Source organism: Rheinheimera soli (genome assembly GCF_031457405.1).
Classification (GTDB): Bacteria; Pseudomonadota; Gammaproteobacteria; order Enterobacterales; family Alteromonadaceae; genus Pararheinheimera; species Pararheinheimera soli_A.
The window spans coordinates 81,600-99,283 of record NZ_JAVDWR010000011.1; the positions used below are offsets into that span (position 1 = coordinate 81,600).

The following is a 17,684-nucleotide window of genomic DNA, read 5'->3' on the forward strand; positions in this document are numbered from 1 at the left end:
CGCGGTTTCAAACAGATGCCATGTTATAGTCCAGCTAATCTTGTTTTGGGTTCTGCTTGTTATGACTAAAATTGCCGTTTTTGTTGATGTACAAAACATCTACTACACCACTAAGCAGGCTTATGGCCGCTCTTTTAACTACCGCAAATTCTGGCAGCAATTGCAGCTTAGGGGTGACATCAGTTATGCCTATGCCTATGCCATTGATAAAAAAGACGATCAGCAAATTAAATTTCAGGACGCTTTGCGGCATATTGGCTTTGAAGTAAAACTAAAACCTTTTATCCAGCGTGCCGACGGCTCAGCCAAAGGAGACTGGGATGTTGGTATTACCATTGATGTTTTAACCTTAGCCGCAGAAGTGGACACTGTTGTCTTGTTATCTGGTGATGGTGATTTTGATTTGCTATTACAGGCAGTCTACAAACAACATGGTGTTGATACAGTGGTATACAGCGTGCCGGGTTTAACGGCTCAGTCACTGCAACAAAGCTGCGCTTTGTGGCGCCCTATTGAATCGGACTTATTACTGTAAAGCCCTGTAAAAAGTAAGGCCTTTCGGCTACACTACGCGCCCTTTTAAAGCTGTACCGGATGAAATCAGGACCCGTCATGAGCCAATTCCCTGCCTGCCCACAATGTAATTCTGCCTATACCTACGAAGACAACAATCTGTTTATTTGCCCTGAATGTGGCCATGAATGGTCGGCAACGGCCACTGCTGATGCAGCAGAAGGCGAAAAAGTCATTCGGGATTCAGCGGGTAATGTGTTGCAGGATGGTGACACAGTCACAGTGATCAAAGACTTAAAAGTAAAAGGCTCCTCTTTGGTGGTCAAAATTGGCACTAAGGTAAAGGGTATACGTTTAGTGGAAGGCGATCACGATATCGACTGCAAAATTGATGGTTTTGGCGCTATGAAGCTAAAGTCTGAGTTTGTTAAAAAAGCCTGATACCCGTCGTACTAGAAGCTGCCGCTTTGTTGACTGCGCCTCTCGCCCCAGTCACATAGGACAACTATGCTCCTGGGGTCTCGCTTACTTGTCGTCGCGCTGCAACTCCAATTACTTAGGGTATCCACTCTTCGTCGTCATTGACGCTGTAGCTTTGTTGGCTGCTTGCTCTCGCCAGCGCGCGCATTAAAACACGAAACAGGCGGGTCGTAAGGGCCGTGGTGTGTCCCGGCCCTTCCATTGACATCGCGGTATCACAAGACGGACGGGTACAAGACCCTATAGGTTCCGAATTGGATGTTGGACGGGCGGGGATAAACCCGCGCCCCTACTGGCTTTGCTTACCGTCGTATTTATGGATCTCTAACGCATCCAAATCGATCTCCTCTAAACAGCGTACATTGAGAGCTGCGACTTCATGGCCTTCAGGATCCACACCCAGGCCAAAAGGTGCACAACCACAAACGGGGCAAAACTGATGTTTGATTTTATGAGTGTTAAAGGTGTAACTACTTAAGGGCACATCAGTTTTGAACATGGTCAGACTAGCGCCAGGTACAAAAGCCAACAAATAGCCTTTTCTGCTGCAAATTGAACAGTTACAACTTAAAGCAGAGCTGATATCAGCTTCCACCTGATAAGCCACTGCGCCGCAATGACAACTCCCCTGATACATCATACTAACCCCTTGTTTTTGCTTTAATCCCTGTACACTATGACGTAAATCATCTATTTTTCAACCTGCACTGCACCAGGAACTCAAGCCGTATTTGTGCTCAATACAGAGCAGTGCTACCCAGCCTTTATCAACCTCAGGGAAGACCTATGTCAAGCCAACACCAGTTACCCAGATCCATGATGCTCCTGCTTGCTTTACTGCAGGGATTGTCGCTTTATCTGTTACATCAGTCGATCAGCTTTGATTTTTGGCCCTCGAACCAGCCAGAGTGGCTGTTTTTCCTTTACAGCCTGGTTTTTGTTGCACCTTTAACCTTGTTGCTGTCTCTGGAAAAAGGTCAGGAACTGAAGTTAGCGCTGCGCTTAGTGCCTTTTGCTGTGCTTGTTGCCGTTCTTGGTTTTTATGCGGGTTTACAGGTCACGCCACTTGAACACATCAGTTATCAGCCTCTGCTGTTTGGCTTTATTTTTTCCATGCTGATCGCCAGTTTTAAAGCTTTGCTGTATATCCAACAGCAGGCGTCTGGCAGGCCATTAAGTTACAACCTGTTGTTTCTTTACTCCTGGCGCAATTTTTTAACCTTGGGATTGTCTTTGCTTTTTACTTTGGCTGTCTGTGCCGTGTTGATGTTGTGGGCTGCGCTCTTTACTGTGATCCAAATCGACTTTTTCGCCGACTTGTTTGCAAAACCATGGTTTTATTACCCCACTCTGAATCTGGCTTTTGGCGTTGGCGTTATTATTTTTCGTAATCAGGCCAGTGTGATTGACACTATTACCCGCATTCAGCAGGCGCTGATGAAGTTTTTGTTGGTGATTCTGACACTGGTGTCTGTACTTTTTATGCTGGCCTTGCCCTTTACCGGCTTAGAACCCTTATGGAAAACAGGACACGGCAGTGTATTGATTTTATGGCTGCAGGCCTTGATGTTGTTTTTCGTCAATGCAGTGTATCAGGCCGAAGCAGACAGCCGCCCTTACCCTCTCTGGTTACATCGCGCCATTTACTTTGCGATAGCTTTGTTACCTGTCTACAGCCTGATCGCCTGTTATGGTCTGATGCTGAGGATTGAACAATATGGCTGGAGCGTCAGCCGCTGCTGGGGTTTTGTGTTGTGGGCCTTATTGGCTTTATTTTCTGTGGGTTATTTGTTGGGCATACTGAAAAAACGGGATCTGTGGTTACAGCAATTAAGCTGGGTCAATCTGCGGATGGGCCTGGTGGTACTGGCCGTAATGCTGATTGCAAACTCCCCACTGCTGGATTTTCGTAAGATCACGGTAGAAAGCCAGCTGGCCCGGTTACAGGATGGACGTACAAGTTTGGCAGATCTTGATCTTCGTTACTTCCGCTACAACCTGGCAAAACCTGGTTATAACGCTTTGCAGCAGCTAAAGGCTGCGAACACTGATCCTGCCCTGGTGCTGCGTATTGATGCTTTGTATAACCCTCCTCTGCATTCCGGATTGCCTGAAGAAAGCAGCGCAGAGCAGCGGCAACAGTTTTTGGCGGCCTTAAGTCTGCCTCAAGGAGTACAACTGCCTGAAGCATTAACATTAGCTTTGCACCAGTGGCAGCAGGAGAATCGCTGGCAGCTGCAATATATCAGCCAGTACCATCTGCGGCCTTTGGATTTGAATAATGACGGGCAGCAGGACTATGTGCTGTTGACCTACTCTCATCACTCTGTCTCTGCAGTGTTATTTAGTTTAAAAGAAGGGGAATGGCAAAGCACTGCCATGACGTCCAGCACTAAAGCAGAGCCTGAGAAAACACCGCCAGAGCCAGAACTTGAAGCTTTAGAATTAAAAACAATCCCGCCACAATGGCCATTATTGCAAGTGGGCGACAGGACATTCCAGGTAATACAGAATTAATCTGCCTGAACAATGCAGAGGTTATTGCGTTGCCAGCAGTTCAGAGACTGTGACCATACGATAACCTTTTGCTTTTAAGCCTTTGATGATCAATGGCAAAGCTGCGCGGGACGCCTCGCGGCTTTTGTACATAAGATGCAGTAAAACAATGGAACCAGGCTGAACATTCTCCAGTACATAACTGGCAATGGCTTGTGGATCGTCAGCTATATCGCCATAGCTTTCAGGCTCCAGATCCCACATCACAGTGGTTCTGTTGGTCTGTGCCAGATACCAGGGCAGCATCAGCAGTTTTTTGCCATAAGGTGGACGGAACAAAATTTCGCCTTGAAAACCAGCCTCGCGAATTTGATGATCCGTACCTTCAATTTCACGGCTGATGTCATCCAACGACATAAACAGCATGCGGTTATGAAACCAGCTGTGATTGCCAAGCTGATGACCAGCAGCCACTATTTGTTTGGCCTGCGTCATATAACGCTGAGTTTGTGCACCTGTGACAAAAAAGGTCGCTTTCACTTGATACAACTCTAACAGCTGCAAAATACCGGCAGTGTAATGGGGTGTTGGGCCGTCATCAAAAGTTAAAGCCACCAGTTTTTGTTCTGTGTCCGCCTTATGAACAAGCTCACCAAACAGCTGAAACTGCCTGCTGGATGAGAGTTGCCAGAGGCTGATAAAGCTAACCAAAAGCAGCAGAAGCAGTTTCAGCCATAGCTTAGTCTTTAGCATGCTGTTGCTCAGTTGTTGTATCTGTGGTTGGTGCCGGGGCATCCGACAGCCTGATTTCAGCAAAAGCTTCTGGTGGGCCAAATAAAAGTTTGAATTTATTACGCCAGCCATGCAGCCGTGGCCATAACAAGGTGATTTTGCGCCATTCATAAAAGGTAATAGTAATGGGGTTATTCGACTGAAAATCGTCGGTAATGCCATAACGACAGGCTTCTTCTTCAGGCACAAAAGTACCAAAGAGCCTGTCCCAAATCACTAAAACGCCGGCATAATTTCGGTCTATATACTGCGGATTACAAGCGTGATGCACCCTATGCCAGGCAGGAGTATTCAGCACCAGGCCCAAAATGCCCCAGTGTTTACCGGATTGAGTATGCACAAAAAACTGAAACGCCAGGTTAATAGCCACTACGGCAAGCACCAGTTGCACTTCAAAACCAAGCAGCACTAGCGGTAACCAGAATAACCACATACCGGAAATGGGATAAGTTAAAGACTGACGAAAAGCCGTACTGAAATTCATTAAACGTGAGCTGTGATGCGCCACATGAGAGGCCCATAACCAGCGTACTCTGTGCGAGCAGCGGTGAAACCAGTAGTACAAAAAATCCTGCGCGATAAAAACTAAAAACAAGTTCAGCACTGAAAACTCGATAGAAAACAAAGCAAACTGTGACAACCATAACATCAGTGGCAGCAGCACCAGCAAGGCAATAAAGTCGCCAGCCTGATGCAAAGCAGCTAAGCCAAAATTAGCTGCTGTATCACGCCACTGGTACAAGGCTTTGCCGCGTTTTTCGCTGTAAAGCCATTCAAAGGCAATAAAGATAAAAAACACCGGGCTGAGCAGCAACAAAATAAATTCAACTGGGATCACGTCATTACTCCCTGATTCACCGTTTTAAGCCAATTTTTTGTAGATTAAATCTGCGAAGAATGTATCACCTATCTGATAACCATTATGCTGACGTTCAACCAGGCGAAAACCACATTTTTCCAGCACACGGCCAGAAGCTATATTGCCTTCCGTCACCACAGCCTGCCACTGTTTTATGCCAAGGGTAGTTCCATACTCCAAAGTCGCTTTTAAAGCCACAGTCGCATACCCCTTACCAAAAAACTCTGGCAGAAACAGATAACCAACTTCAGCGATTACCCCTGTATCTGGCGTCAAATCCAATCCATGAAAACCACAAACACCAACTGCAGTGCCACTTTGCTTTGCCACAACAACTAAACAAAACCAATGCAAATCACCGGCTTGCCAGGGTTGTAATCGTTCTTCAAAACGCTGGCGGATTTGTTCATCAGCTAAAGGGTCTGCCACATACTGCAGCACCTGATCATGGCGGTGCAGTTCAAGAAATAACGGCCAGTCTGCTTCAGTCAGCAAACGTAGCATTAAACAGTCTGCATCCAGCGGTTTCATGGCTGCGCCTTTGCTTCAGGCAAAGTGCCTGGTGTTGGTTCATCATGCTGTTGATAATCCCATACGCCCTGCTCTTCCAGCACTACGTTGCCAGAGCTGCCTATCACTTGTAGCAAACCTGAGTCATGCACCAGATAACGAATACGGCCATTGTTGAACTGATAACCTAAAAAGCGACAAGGCGTCACACCATCAGCACAAAGGCTGTGCCAGGCAGAACCTTTTAACTCAATGCTGGCACCTGAAATTTTAGAGGTGCCTTTGTACAACACATTCTGACATTGCACTTCGCCTTCAGGGCAAAGCTCTTTAATTTCGACTTTGTAATTGGGAGTATCCAGTTGCTGGGCAGAGGTAAAAACAGAGGCAAGAAGCAGCAAAGGCAGGAGAATAAGTTTCATCGGTGAGATCCTGTAACCAGATTTTATAGAGGCAGAGTTTATCACTCCGCCTCTATAAAGTTACATACTAATACCGCCATCCACTTCTACGACACGTCCGGTAAAGAAGTCATTTTCAAAAATATACTTCGCTGTATGGGCAATTTCAGTGGCTTCGCCTAAACGACCCACAGGCTTCATCGCCACTAAACGATCACGGGCTTCTGGTTTCATTGCATCTGTCATAGCAGTGCGGATCACACCCGGCGCTATAGCACCCACACGAATACCGTAACGACCTAACTCACGCGCCCAGGTCACTGTCATAGCGACAACACCAGCTTTGGACGCTGCATAGTTGGTTTGCCCCATATTGCCTGAACGCGCCACGCTCGACATATTGATAATCACACCTTTACGGCCTGACTTCACCATCAAAGCCGCAGCTTCACGGCCACATAAAAATACGCCAGTTAAATTCACATCAATCACAGACTGAAACTGCTGATGCGACATTTTACTCACCAGTTCGCCGTCTTTAAATTTCAGCAATAAACCATCACGCAAAATACCAGCGTTGTTAATCAGGCCATCGATAGCACCAAAATCTGCTGCAATAGCAGCAAAGGTGTTTTCTACACTTTCTTCATTGGCGACGTTACAGACATAAGTACGCACAGTCACACCAGTGGCTGACAACTCATTTTGAGCAGCGGTCAGTTGCTCTGCATTCATATCCAGCAGGGCTAAATGCGCACCTTCAGCGGCTACCATACGAGCCATTTCTAAACCCAGCCCCTGAGCACCGCCTGTCACTACTATTGTTTTGTCTTTTAAATTCATTATCTTTTTACCTGCAAAAACCAGCTGATACCAAAAGTCTTAGTTCTTTTTGGCAAACATCTTAAAAATACCGGAGAAATCTTCTTTGCCGTGGCCCTGACGCTGATGCGCCACATAGAGGCTGCGGGCTAAGGTCCCCATAGGTGTACTGGACTGGCTGGATAAAGCTGTTTCTGTCGCCAGAGACAAATCTTTTGCCATTAGATCCACCATAAAGCCGCCCTGATAGCCATTGCTTGAAGGCACATTTGGCATCACATCAGGGCATGGATTATACAGCTCTAAAGTCCAGTTGCGGCCTGAGCTTTTCAGCATAATATCGGACAAAGTTTTTGGGTCCAGACCATTGTCTATGCCCATTTGCAGCGCCTCACTGGTGCCCACCATTAAAATAGACAACAGCATATTATTGCAAATTTTCGCTACCTGGCCAGCACCTACATCGCCAGCATGAAACAGGTTCTTCCCCATCACAGAGAGCACAGGTTCGGCCCGGTTAAAGTTTTGCTCTGAACCACCGACAATAAAGGTCAAAGTGCCCGCTTTAGCACCACCCACACCACCAGAAACAGGAGCGTCGATAAAGGCTATGCCCTGTTCTGCCAGTTCAGCGCCGACTTTGCGGGCTGTGGTGGCGTCAATAGTAGAACAATCAATGACTAAGGCGTCTTTGCCAATCACTGAAGCAATACCATTTTCGCCTGTGTACACCATAGCCACATGTTTACCAGCAGGAAGCATAGAGATCACAAAATCTGCCCCAGTGGCGGCTTCTGCAGCCGAAGTACAGGCCGTAGCGCCTTCTAAAGCTAATTGCTCTAAAGCAGCTTCGGACAAGTCAAAAGCCTGAACCTTAAAGCCTGCTTTTAATACGTTGCTGGCCATTGGGCCGCCCATATTGCCTAAACCAATAAATGCAACTGTACTCATATTAATGCTCCAATGAACCTAAATGTTGTAATGGATGTAAATCGGCAGCCCAGGGCGAATGAAACAGCTGATTAATCACATCAGCAGGCACGTCAGCTACTGTTTTGTACAGCCAGTCTGGCTTTTGATCTTTATCAATCAGCAGCGCCCGTACCCCTTCGCTAAACTCACCCAGTTTGCCACACTGCACACTTAAGCCCAGCTCGAGCCGGAACGAATCGGCCAGAATTTTGCTTTGGCCAAGCTCCAACAAGCGATACACAATATGAGCGGTAATAGGGCTACCGTACTGCAAAGAGGCTTTGGCTTTGGTCAGCCAGCTGTCTTCGTTTGGCATCGCCAGAATAAGCTCAACCGCCTGCTGCAATGAAGTAGCACGGCCTACAGCGCTGATAGAACTCTGGTGTAAACGTATTTGGCTTGGCGGCATCTGGCTGCGGCACATGTCTTCCATGCCTAATAATAAGTCGGTTAGCTTCTGATGATTCAGCGCTATGGTATTGCCCCATTTCACCTGGGTTAATTTATCCAGCAGCGCAGCTTTTTTATCATGAGTTAAAAAATGATCTGCTAAATCAATGAGTTTGGCGTCGGATGAATTGATGGATGCGCCCGTTAACCCCAAAAACAAGCCACAACCTTCCGGCATGCGGTTTAAAAACCAGCTGCCGCCTACATCAGGGTATAAACCTATCGCCATTTCCGGCATCGCAATACGGCTGCTGGCTGTGACTATACGGTGTGAAGCACCTGCCATCAGACCTAAACCGCCGCCCATGACGATGCCATTACCCCAGACCAGCACAGGCTTGTCGAAGGTATGGATTAAATAGTCCAGATTGTATTCTTTGGTAAAAAAATCTTCGACATAAGGCTGAAAAGTACCAGGCGCTGCTTTCATCGCCTGATATAAATCACGGATATCACCACCGGCGCAAAAGGCTTTATCACCAGCGCCCTGCAGTATCACCATCGCAATGTTGTTGTCGTTTTTCCATTGCTGCATTTGCGGCAACAAGAGTTCTACCATCGACAAACTCAGCGCATTTAAAGACTTCTCTGAGTTTAAAGTGGCTATGCCAATAATTTTACCGCCCACACTGACGATTTCTTCAAACAGCACCACATCCCGCTGTATAGCTTGATCAGTCACAGCTTGTTCTGTTTTTGTGTTTATTTCTGTCATAGTGCCTTATCCATTAATCCAGCTGGCTTTACGTTTTTGCAAAAACGCCTGCACCCCTTCCACCTGATCCTGAGTATCAAACAATTTCACAAACAGCTCACGCTCTAAAGGCAATGCTGTTTGCACTGGCGCACTGCGGCCCTTTTGGATCAGTTGTTTACAGGCAGCCACTGCGGGCGGGCTTTGCTCTGCCACTTTATCAGCCAGCAGTAACGCGGCTTCAAGCGCCATTCCTGTGCCGACCACTTCTTCGACTAAACCTATGTGTAAGGCTTTGTCTGCTGTTAACCGTTCACCACACAAAATCATACGTTTGGCCCAGCCTTCACCGACTAAGATCGCCAGATTCTGAGTGCCACCTGCGCAAGGTAATAAACCAACTTTAGCTTCTGGCAAGGCCATTTGCGCCTGAGTTTCAGCAATGCGGATATCACAAGCCAAAGCTACTTCCAGGCCTCCGCCCATGGCATAGCCATTAATAGCCGCGATGGACACACCACGAAAGGCCGTTAAGGTTTCAAAAGCTTCACCAAAAATAGCCGACATATCAGCAGCAACAGCTTTGTCACCTGAGGCAAACAAATTTAAGTCAGCACCGGCGGAGAAGAATTTTTCACCTTCGCCTGTAATCACTAAAGCATAAATATTTTTGTCCTGCTCCAGGGATTTCACAGCATCACGCAGTTGCGTCAAAGTGTCTTTGGTCCAGGTATTGGCAGGAGGATTTGCCATGGTAATTAAAGCGGTATGGCCGCGTTTTTCGAGTTTGAGTTGTGCCATAAAATCTCCTTTTTACCGGGCTTTTTATCAGCTTTTACCGGTTAGCTTTAATCTTTAAATAACACAAAGCAGGCCACACACCTGCTTTGCTCTGGGGCTGTACGTTTTACAAAATATCGCTGGCAGCTTCGTCCAGTAACCGACGACCTATAATCAGTCGCATAATCTCATTGGTGCCTTCCAAAATCTGGTGCACCCGCACATCACGGAAATGCCTTTCCAGCGGATATTCTTTGATATAGCCATAACCACCGTGGATTTGCAGCGCCTGATCACAAACCGCAAAACCCACATCTGTGGCAAAACGTTTGGCCATAGCGCAGTAGGCCGTTTTTTCCGGGTCGTCAGAGTCCAGTTTAAAAGCGGCTAAACGCACTAACTGACGGGCAGCTACCAGTTCTGTTGCCATATCTGCCAGTTTAAATTGCAAGGCCTGAAAAGCAGCCAGCGGTTTACCAAACTGCTGACGTTCCAGCATATAGTTACGGGCTGTGTTTAAGGCTTGTTGCGCTGTACCAATAGAGCAAGTGGCAATATTAATACGACCACCGTCTAAGCCTTTCATCGCAAAGCCAAAACCTTCACCTTCATTGCCGAGCAGGTAATGAGCCGGAATACGCACATTATCAAAAGTGATTAAACGGGTTGGCTGGGCATTCCAACCCATTTTTTCTTCCGCTTTGCCATAAATAACGCCTTGTGCGTCGGCAGGTACGATAAAAGCGGAGATGCCTTTAGGACCGGCTTCGCCGGTTCGGGCCATCACCACTAAAACTTCTGTTTCACCAGCGCCAGAGATAAACATCTTGGAGCCGTTCAGCACATAATGATCGCCGTCTTTTTTCGCGCTGGTACGCAAAGACGCTGCATCTGAGCCAGAACCTGGCTCAGTTAAACAATAAGAGGCCAGCTTTTCGCCTGTGACTAACTCCGGGCACCACTGTGCTTTGGCATCTTCAGTGCCCCAGGTTGCAATCATCCATGTCGCCATATTATGGATAGTCAACATGGCCGTTGTTGCGGTGCAGCCCATAGACAACTGTTCAAAAATAATGCTGGAGTCTAAACGGGATAAACCCATACCACCTTGATCTTCAGGCGTGTATAAAGAACAAAAACCCAGCTCACCGGCTTTTTGGATCACATCTTTTGGAAAATGGTGATCCCGATCCCAGGCTGCTGCATGTGGCGCCAGTTCCTGGTCAGCGAATTGTTTGGCGACCTCAACAAAGGCCTTTTGATCGTCTGTTAAATTAAAATTCATCACATCACCCTGCAATTAGCTACAGAACAGTGTCTATGCACTTTTTACGTTCCTGCTGATTTGTTGCTATACACGTTTTTACGCGTTTTTGTCTGGCTTGGTTGTTTGCCTAAAGGCTTTTTTACAGAAGCGTTCTGCTGTCACACAGAACGCTTTTACCCTGACGTTAATTAACGCAGGTTGATCGACATATTTGGGCCTGATACCGGAATCGAGTCATCAAACCAACGGGCTGTGATAGTTTTAGTTTCGGTATAAAAACGCACAGCTTGTTTACCGTAAGCATGTTGATCGCCATAGAACGAGCCTTTCCAGCCCGTGAAGGAGAAAAATGGCAGAGGCACAGGAATTGGAATATTAATACCGACCTGACCTACTTCAATTTCATGCTGATATTTACGAGCAGCTGCGCCGCTGGCGGTAAAAATAGAAGTACCGTTGCCGTATGGGCTGTTGTTCACAAGAGCTATAGCTTCTTCCAAAGAGGCAGCATTTACCGTTGCTAACACAGGGCCAAAGATCTCTTCTTTGTAAATCGTCATATCTGCAGTGACATCACTGAATACAGTAGGACCAACCCAGTTGCCGTTTGGATAACCTGCTACTTTGACATCTGAGCCATCCACTAAACAGGTTGCGCCTTCTACTTTGCCTTGCTCTATTAAAGACAAAATACGGGCCTTGGCCTGAGGGCTGATTTGTGGGCCGTAGGCCGCTTCCGGATCTGTGTACACACCTGGACGCACTTTGGCGATAGCAGCTGCTACTTCAGGGATCCACTGCTGCGACTCACCAACAAAAACAGCCACAGAGATGGCCATACAACGCTGACCTGCAGCACCTACTGAAGCACCAACTAAGGCATTGATCACCTGCTGTTTATTTGCATCCGGCATTACGACCATATGGTTTTTGGCACCGGCAAAAGCCTGCACACGTTTTAAATGATCAGTGCCTGTTTTGTAGATGTATTGGCCCACGTTTACCGAGCCGACAAAAGAGATCGCTTTGATGTCCGGGTGACGTAATAACACATCGACTTGTTCTTTATTGCCATGCACAACCTGTAGTACACCTTTAGGTGCACCAGCTAAAGCAAAGAGCTCAGCGATTTTATTCACTGTCATTGGATCTTGTTCAGACGGTTTTAAAATAAAGGTATTGCCACAGGCAATAGCCATTGGGAACATCCACAGCGGGATCATAGCCGGGAAGTTAAATGGCGTAATACCAGCACAGACGCCTAAAGGCTGAATGTAGCTGTAGGTGTCAATGCTGCGCGCTACGTTTTCAACAGTTTCGCCCATCATTAAGGATGGAATATTGGCGGCTTGTTCTACCACTTCAATACCACGCCAGACGTCGCCTTTGGCATCTTCCACTGTTTTGCCTAATTCACGGCAAATAATGTCAGCGATTTCCGCCTGGTGTTCTTTTAATAAATGTGCAAAACGCATCATTAAACGGGCACGTTCTGATACAGGCACTTCTTTCCAGCTTTTAAATGCTTCTTTGGCTGATGCTATAGCAAAAGCCATTTCTTCTGCGGTAGTGCAAGGCACCTGAGCTATCACGTCCTGAGTAGCTGGATCCGTCACCGGAATAAAGCGATCGGACTTGGACGGGACAAATTCACCGTTGATAAATAACTGAACCTGGTGGGCCATTAATGCGTCTCCCCTATTGCTGGTCATGTCTGTTTTAAACACAACCTTTGATTAAACCTGTTGATTTGAATATATTTTTTATTAAATTCTTTTAAGCAAAAGGCGCAGTTTCTACCGCGCCTTCTTATTTGTTACGGCAGCTCTACCGCTAAAGCCACTGCTTCACCACCGCCTATACATAAAGTCGCGATACCACGTTTTAAGCCACGCGCTTTTAAGGCGTGAATTAAAGTCACCAGAATACGGGCACCTGAAGCACCTATAGGATGACCTAAAGCACAAGCGCCACCGTTGACGTTTACTTTGTTCACATCCAGCTTCAGCTCTTTAATCGCCAGCATAGTCACCATGGCAAAAGCTTCGTTAATCTCCCACAAATCCACATCGGCAGTTGTCCAGCCTAAGCTGGCTAACAGCTTAGTCACAGCACCTACTGGTGCTACAGTGAACAGCTCTGGTTCTTGCGAATGCGTGGCGTGACCCACTACATGAGCCAATACGGTTTTGTTTTGCGCTTTGGCTTCGTCAGCACGCATCAGCACTAAAGCGGCAGCGCCATCAGAAATAGAACTGGAGTTGGCCGCAGTGATAGTGCCGTCTTTGGCAAAGGCAGGTCTTAAGGTAGGAATTTTGTCGACTTTGGCATTGCCTGGCTGTTCGTCTGTCGCAAAAGTCACATCGCCTTTACGAGTCTGGAAAATCACAGGGGTGATTTCTTCAACAAAGGCGCCGGAATGAATGGCGTGTTGAGCACGTGTGAGTGACAACACAGCAAATTCATCCATCTGAGTACGGCTAAAATCGTGCTCGTCGGCAGTTTTCTGAGCAAAACAGCCCATGGCTTTGCCATCGTAGGCGTTTTCCAGGCCATCCAGCATCATATGGTCTTTCACTTCGCCATGGCCCATACGCATACCGGCACGGGCTTTTGGCAGAATATAAGGCGCGTTAGACATAGATTCCATGCCACCTGCAACCACTACATCAGCAGAACCGGCACGCAACAGATCAGCAGCTAACATCACAGATTTTAAACCTGAACCACAGACTTTATTGATAGTGGTAGCACCGGCGGATAAAGGTAAACCCGCTTTTAACGTCGCCTGACGAGCTGGAGCCTGACCTAAACCCGCAGGTAACACACAACCCATAATCACTTCACTGACTCTGGCACCATCAATAGCAGCTTGTTCTAAGGCCGCTTTAATAGCTTGAGCGCCTAAATCTGTGCTGCTGACGTCAGCTAAGCCGCCTAAAAATCCACCCATTGCCGTTCTTTTGGCTGCCACTATGGCAATTTTTTCGTGCTGCGCCATGTTCATTTCTCCGTCGTTCAGAAGCATGATGAAAAAGTTGGGCCTGAGACTACACCAAATTTACGTTTACGCCAACGTCAACTAGCTAACACTATGGTCCTATACCGGACTAAAGGTTCAGAAAAATGCACGCTCTATAGCCCTTCTTTGGCACTTTAACTTTACAAAGGAGTAGAGCAATCAGCCTCCAGCCCTTATTGGACGCGAACACAGCTTTACCTTTACGTAAACTTCACTTATAGTTGTCGCCACTTTAGCACAAGGCCCAAATGACGACCCAAATGACTGCCAAAAAGACTGAAACAGACGATAAAACCTACAGCATCAGCGAGCTGGCAAAAGAGTTTGATATCACCACCCGTAGTATTCGTTTCTACGAAGATCAGGGCTTACTGACGCCTTTACGGCAGGGACAAACCCGTATTTACAGCCGCAGAGACAGGGTACGACTGAAATTAATTTTACGTGGTAAACGACTGGGTTTTAGTTTGTCAGAAACAGGCCAGTTATTTGAGCTGTACGATGCAGATAAAAGCAGCGTCACTCAACTGAGCACCATGCTGAAACTGATAGAACATAAAAAAGCTGAGCTGCACCAGCAGATGGATGACATCAAAGTGGTGCTGATGGAATTAGTGACAGTGGAAAAACGCTGCCGCGAAACCCTGGATCAGGCCAAGCACGTTAAAGAACCGAATTAACTAAAAACTAAATTAAACAAAATCAAATCAAACAGAACAAATAATCTGCAAACAGGGATCACTAGTCATGATAAGCACATACAAAACATTAAATTACGATCTGGGCGAAACAGTCGACATGATCCGTGAACAGGTGAACAGCTTTGCCCGTGACGAAATTGCACCACGAGCAGCCCAAATAGACCATGACAACGAATTCCCCAATGACTTATGGCGTAAGTTTGGCGACCTGGGTTTATTAGGTATTACTGTCGATGAACAATACGGTGGCTCAGGGTTGGGTTACCTGGAACACATAGTGGCTATGGAAGAAATCAGCCGCGCTTCTGCCTCAGTGGCTTTATCTTACGGTGCGCATTCGAACTTATGTGTCAATCAGATTGCCCGTAACGGCAACGAAGCACAAAAACAAAAGTACCTGCCCAAATTATGCTCTGGTGAACATATTGGCGCTCTGGCGATGTCGGAGCCTAATGCAGGTTCAGATGTCGTCTCGATGAAATTACGCGCCGATAAACAAGGTGACCGTTATATTTTAAACGGCAACAAAATGTGGATCACCAACGGCCCTGACGCTCACACTTACGTCATTTACGCTAAAACCGACATCAATGCCGGTTCTAAAGGCATGACAGCTTTTATTGTTGAACGTGGTTTTAAAGGTTTTAGTCAGGCGCAAAAACTCGACAAACTGGGTATGCGTGGATCGAACACCTGTGAGCTGGTGTTTGAAGACTGTGAAGTACCGGAAGAAAACGTATTAGGCACTATAGGCACTGGCGCCCGCGTGCTGATGTCTGGTCTGGATTATGAGCGTGTGGTGTTATCCGGTGGTCCGCTTGGCATTATGCAAGCTTGTATGGACGTAGTAGTGCCTTATATCCACGACCGTAAGCAGTTTGGTCAGTCTATTGGTGAATTCCAGCTGGTACAGGGCAAAGTAGCGGATATGTACACCAAAATGAATGCAGCCCGCGCTTATGTCTACACTGTAGCCAAAGCCTGCGACCGCGGTGAAACCACCCGTAAAGATGCAGCCGGCGCTATTTTATACAGCGCAGAGCTGGCCACTCAAATGGCGTTAGATGCCATCCAGCTGTTAGGTGGTAATGGGTATATCAATGAATACCCTACAGGGCGTTTATTACGTGATGCCAAGCTGTACGAAATAGGTGCTGGCACTTCAGAGATTCGCCGCATGTTAATAGGCCGCGAGTTATTTAACGAATCGAACTAAGCGTTACCTATACAGACTCATAACCAATAAAGTAAGCCGGACTCCTGTCCGGCTTTTCCTAGACCCTGTAGCCAAAGGTGGTGAACGTGGCCAGACTGAATAGCAAAATTAATCCACGCAGTGACGAATTTATCCAGAACGCTCAGGCGATGCAGCTGCTGGTGGATGATTTAGAGCAAAAAGTACAACAGATCAAATTAGGCGGCGGTGAAGCTTTAATTGCCCGTCATACTTCGCGCGGCAAGCTGTTTGTCCGTGATCGTATTCAAAAACTGCTGGACCCTGGTTCACCCTTTTTGGAAGTAGGCCAATTTGCTGGCTGGCAGTGTTATGAAGACTATGTACCAGCAGCTGGTGTGGTCGCTGGTATTGGCCGGGTTAACGGTGTCGAGTGCATGATTGTAGCGAACGATGCGACAGTCAAAGGCGGCACTTATTACCCGCTGACCGTCAAAAAACACTTACGTGCTCAGGAAATTGCCGAAACCTGCATGTTGCCTTGTATTTATCTGGTTGACTCAGGCGGCGCTAACCTGCCCCGTCAGGACGATGTATTCCCCGACAAACTGCACTTTGGCCGTATCTTTTTTAATCAGGCACGTATGTCCGCCAAAGGTATTCCACAAATTGCGGTGGTGATGGGACTTTGTACTGCAGGTGGTGCTTATGTGCCGGCTATGGCCGATGAAAGTATTATTGTCAAAGATCAGGGCACTATCTTTTTAGCTGGCCCGCCACTGGTGAAAGCTGCTACAGGCGAAGAAGTAACAGCAGAAGAGTTAGGCGGCGCTGATGTGCACTGCAAAATCTCTGGCGTGGCCGACCATTACGCATTAAATGATGAACATGCACTGCAACTGGCGCGTAATGCCGTCAGTCGCCTGAATCATCAAAAACCAGTACAAGGTGATGTGCGCCCTGCCGAAGCACCACTTTATGATGCCAGCGAGCTGTACGGCATAGTCGGCACTGATCTGAAAAAGCCTTTTGATGTACGTGAAGTGATAGCCCGTATTGTTGATGCCTCTGACTTTGATGAATTTAAACAGTTTTATGGCGCGACTTTAGTTTGTGGTTTTGCCCGTATTTTTGGTCAGCCTATTGGCATAGTGGCCAACAACGGCATTCTGTTTTCTGAGTCGGCGCAAAAAGGCGCTCACTTTATTGAACTCTGTGCCCAGCGCAAAATTCCACTTTTATTCCTGCAAAACATCACCGGCTTTATGGTCGGGAAAAAATACGAAGCTGAAGGTATTGCCAAACACGGCGCCAAAATGGTGATGGCAGTGTCTTGTGCCAATGTGCCTAAATTTACTGTGTTAATAGGTGGCTCTTATGGCGCTGGTAACTACGGTATGTGTGGCCGTGCTTACGACCCCACCATGATGTGGATGTGGCCCAATGCCCGTATTTCTGTCATGGGTGGTGAGCAAGCCGCTGGTGTGATGGCAACTGTGACTAAAGATGCGTTGGCCCGTAAAGGCGAAAGCTTAACAGCCGAAGCTGAACAAGCTATACGTCAGCCTATTGTCGCCCAGTACGAACAACAAGGTCACCCGTATTACGCCAGTGCGCGTTTATGGGATGACGGCATTATTGACCCGGCACAAACCCGTATGGTGGTTGGCCTGGCACTGACTGCCGCACTGAATGCGCCTGTCGCCGAATCCAAATTTGGCGTGTTCCGCATGTAATGCAAGGAGTAAAGA

General features: G+C 47.2%; 18 protein-coding genes. 6 read left to right on the plus strand and 12 right to left on the minus strand.

Annotated elements, in window-relative coordinates:
* Window positions 1-61: 61 nt before the first annotated feature.
* The gene (locus J2W69_RS14800; protein ID WP_310279884.1) at window positions 62-535 is read left to right on the plus strand and encodes a LabA-like NYN domain-containing protein; all 474 of its coding nucleotides are present in this window, start codon (window positions 62-64) and stop codon (window positions 533-535) included.
* A 77-nt stretch (window positions 536-612) separates the two neighbouring features.
* Window positions 613-954 (plus strand): zinc ribbon domain-containing protein YjdM, encoded by a 342-nt coding sequence (locus J2W69_RS14805; protein WP_310279886.1) that lies wholly within the window; start codon window positions 613-615, stop codon window positions 952-954.
* 328 nt (window positions 955-1,282) lie between these two features.
* On the opposite strand, the gene J2W69_RS14810 is transcribed toward J2W69_RS14805, so the two are convergent.
* Window positions 1,283-1,633 carry a GFA family protein gene (locus J2W69_RS14810; protein WP_310279887.1) on the minus strand — a complete coding sequence of 117 codons (351 nt, stop codon included), beginning with the start codon at window positions 1,631-1,633 and terminating at the stop codon, window positions 1,283-1,285.
* A gap of 146 nt (window positions 1,634-1,779) precedes the next feature.
* Here J2W69_RS14810 and J2W69_RS14815 point away from each other — a divergent pair, with 146 nt between their 5' ends.
* A complete protein-coding gene (locus J2W69_RS14815; RefSeq protein ID WP_310279889.1) occupies window positions 1,780-3,510 on the plus strand; it encodes a DUF4153 domain-containing protein in 1,731 nt (576 codons plus the stop codon).
* A gap of 21 nt (window positions 3,511-3,531) precedes the next feature.
* Here J2W69_RS14815 and J2W69_RS14820 read toward each other — a convergent pair whose 3' ends face one another.
* From J2W69_RS14820 to J2W69_RS14870, 11 genes are all read right to left on the minus strand, one after another.
* Window positions 3,532-4,242, minus strand: coding sequence for a polysaccharide deacetylase family protein (locus J2W69_RS14820; RefSeq protein ID WP_310279892.1), 711 nt, complete (start codon window positions 4,240-4,242; stop codon window positions 3,532-3,534).
* Window positions 4,229-5,119, minus strand: a complete 891-nt coding sequence (locus J2W69_RS14825; protein ID WP_310279895.1) for a sterol desaturase family protein — start codon at window positions 5,117-5,119, stop codon at window positions 4,229-4,231. The genes J2W69_RS14820 and J2W69_RS14825 overlap by 14 nt, the downstream gene beginning before the upstream one ends.
* Window positions 5,120-5,143: 24 nt before the next feature.
* Window positions 5,144-5,671: a GNAT family N-acetyltransferase gene (locus J2W69_RS14830; RefSeq protein WP_310279897.1), complete on the minus strand. Its 528-nt coding sequence runs from the start codon at window positions 5,669-5,671 to the stop codon at window positions 5,144-5,146.
* Window positions 5,668-6,072 (minus strand): hypothetical protein, encoded by a 405-nt coding sequence (locus tag J2W69_RS14835; RefSeq protein WP_310279899.1) that lies wholly within the window; start codon window positions 6,070-6,072, stop codon window positions 5,668-5,670. Before J2W69_RS14835 ends, J2W69_RS14830 begins: the two co-directional genes overlap by 4 nt.
* A 60-nt stretch (window positions 6,073-6,132) precedes the next feature.
* Window positions 6,133-6,894 (minus strand): SDR family oxidoreductase, encoded by a 762-nt coding sequence (locus J2W69_RS14840; RefSeq protein ID WP_310279901.1) that lies wholly within the window; start codon window positions 6,892-6,894, stop codon window positions 6,133-6,135.
* 39 nt (window positions 6,895-6,933) lie between these two features.
* Window positions 6,934-7,824 (minus strand): 3-hydroxyisobutyrate dehydrogenase, encoded by an 891-nt coding sequence (gene mmsB, locus J2W69_RS14845; protein WP_310279903.1) that lies wholly within the window; start codon window positions 7,822-7,824, stop codon window positions 6,934-6,936.
* A gap of 1 nt (window position 7,825) precedes the next feature.
* Window positions 7,826-9,010, minus strand: a complete 1,185-nt coding sequence (locus tag J2W69_RS14850; RefSeq protein WP_310279905.1) for an enoyl-CoA hydratase/isomerase family protein — start codon at window positions 9,008-9,010, stop codon at window positions 7,826-7,828.
* A 6-nt stretch (window positions 9,011-9,016) separates the two neighbouring features.
* On the minus strand, window positions 9,017-9,790 hold the full coding sequence (locus tag J2W69_RS14855) for an enoyl-CoA hydratase (protein WP_310279906.1): 774 nt from the start codon (window positions 9,788-9,790) through the stop codon (window positions 9,017-9,019).
* Between the two features lie 106 nt (window positions 9,791-9,896).
* Window positions 9,897-11,054: an acyl-CoA dehydrogenase family protein gene (locus tag J2W69_RS14860; RefSeq protein WP_310279908.1), complete on the minus strand. Its 1,158-nt coding sequence runs from the start codon at window positions 11,052-11,054 to the stop codon at window positions 9,897-9,899.
* Window positions 11,055-11,224: 170 nt separating this feature from the next.
* Window positions 11,225-12,721, minus strand: a complete 1,497-nt coding sequence (locus J2W69_RS14865) for a CoA-acylating methylmalonate-semialdehyde dehydrogenase (protein ID WP_310279910.1) — start codon at window positions 12,719-12,721, stop codon at window positions 11,225-11,227.
* Between the two features lie 131 nt (window positions 12,722-12,852).
* Window positions 12,853-14,037, minus strand: coding sequence for a thiolase family protein (locus tag J2W69_RS14870; RefSeq protein ID WP_310279912.1), 1,185 nt, complete (start codon window positions 14,035-14,037; stop codon window positions 12,853-12,855).
* A gap of 281 nt (window positions 14,038-14,318) precedes the next feature.
* On the opposite strand from J2W69_RS14870, the gene J2W69_RS14875 reads away from it, so the two are divergent.
* From J2W69_RS14875 to J2W69_RS14885, 3 genes are all read left to right on the plus strand, one after another.
* Window positions 14,319-14,738, plus strand: coding sequence for a MerR family transcriptional regulator (locus J2W69_RS14875; protein ID WP_310279914.1), 420 nt, complete (start codon window positions 14,319-14,321; stop codon window positions 14,736-14,738).
* A 67-nt stretch (window positions 14,739-14,805) separates the two neighbouring features.
* Window positions 14,806-15,975, plus strand: coding sequence for an isovaleryl-CoA dehydrogenase (locus J2W69_RS14880; RefSeq protein ID WP_310279916.1), 1,170 nt, complete (start codon window positions 14,806-14,808; stop codon window positions 15,973-15,975).
* 86 nt (window positions 15,976-16,061) lie between these two features.
* Window positions 16,062-17,669: a carboxyl transferase domain-containing protein gene (locus J2W69_RS14885; protein WP_310279918.1), complete on the plus strand. Its 1,608-nt coding sequence runs from the start codon at window positions 16,062-16,064 to the stop codon at window positions 17,667-17,669.
* The last annotated feature ends 15 nt before the right edge of the window (window positions 17,670-17,684 follow it).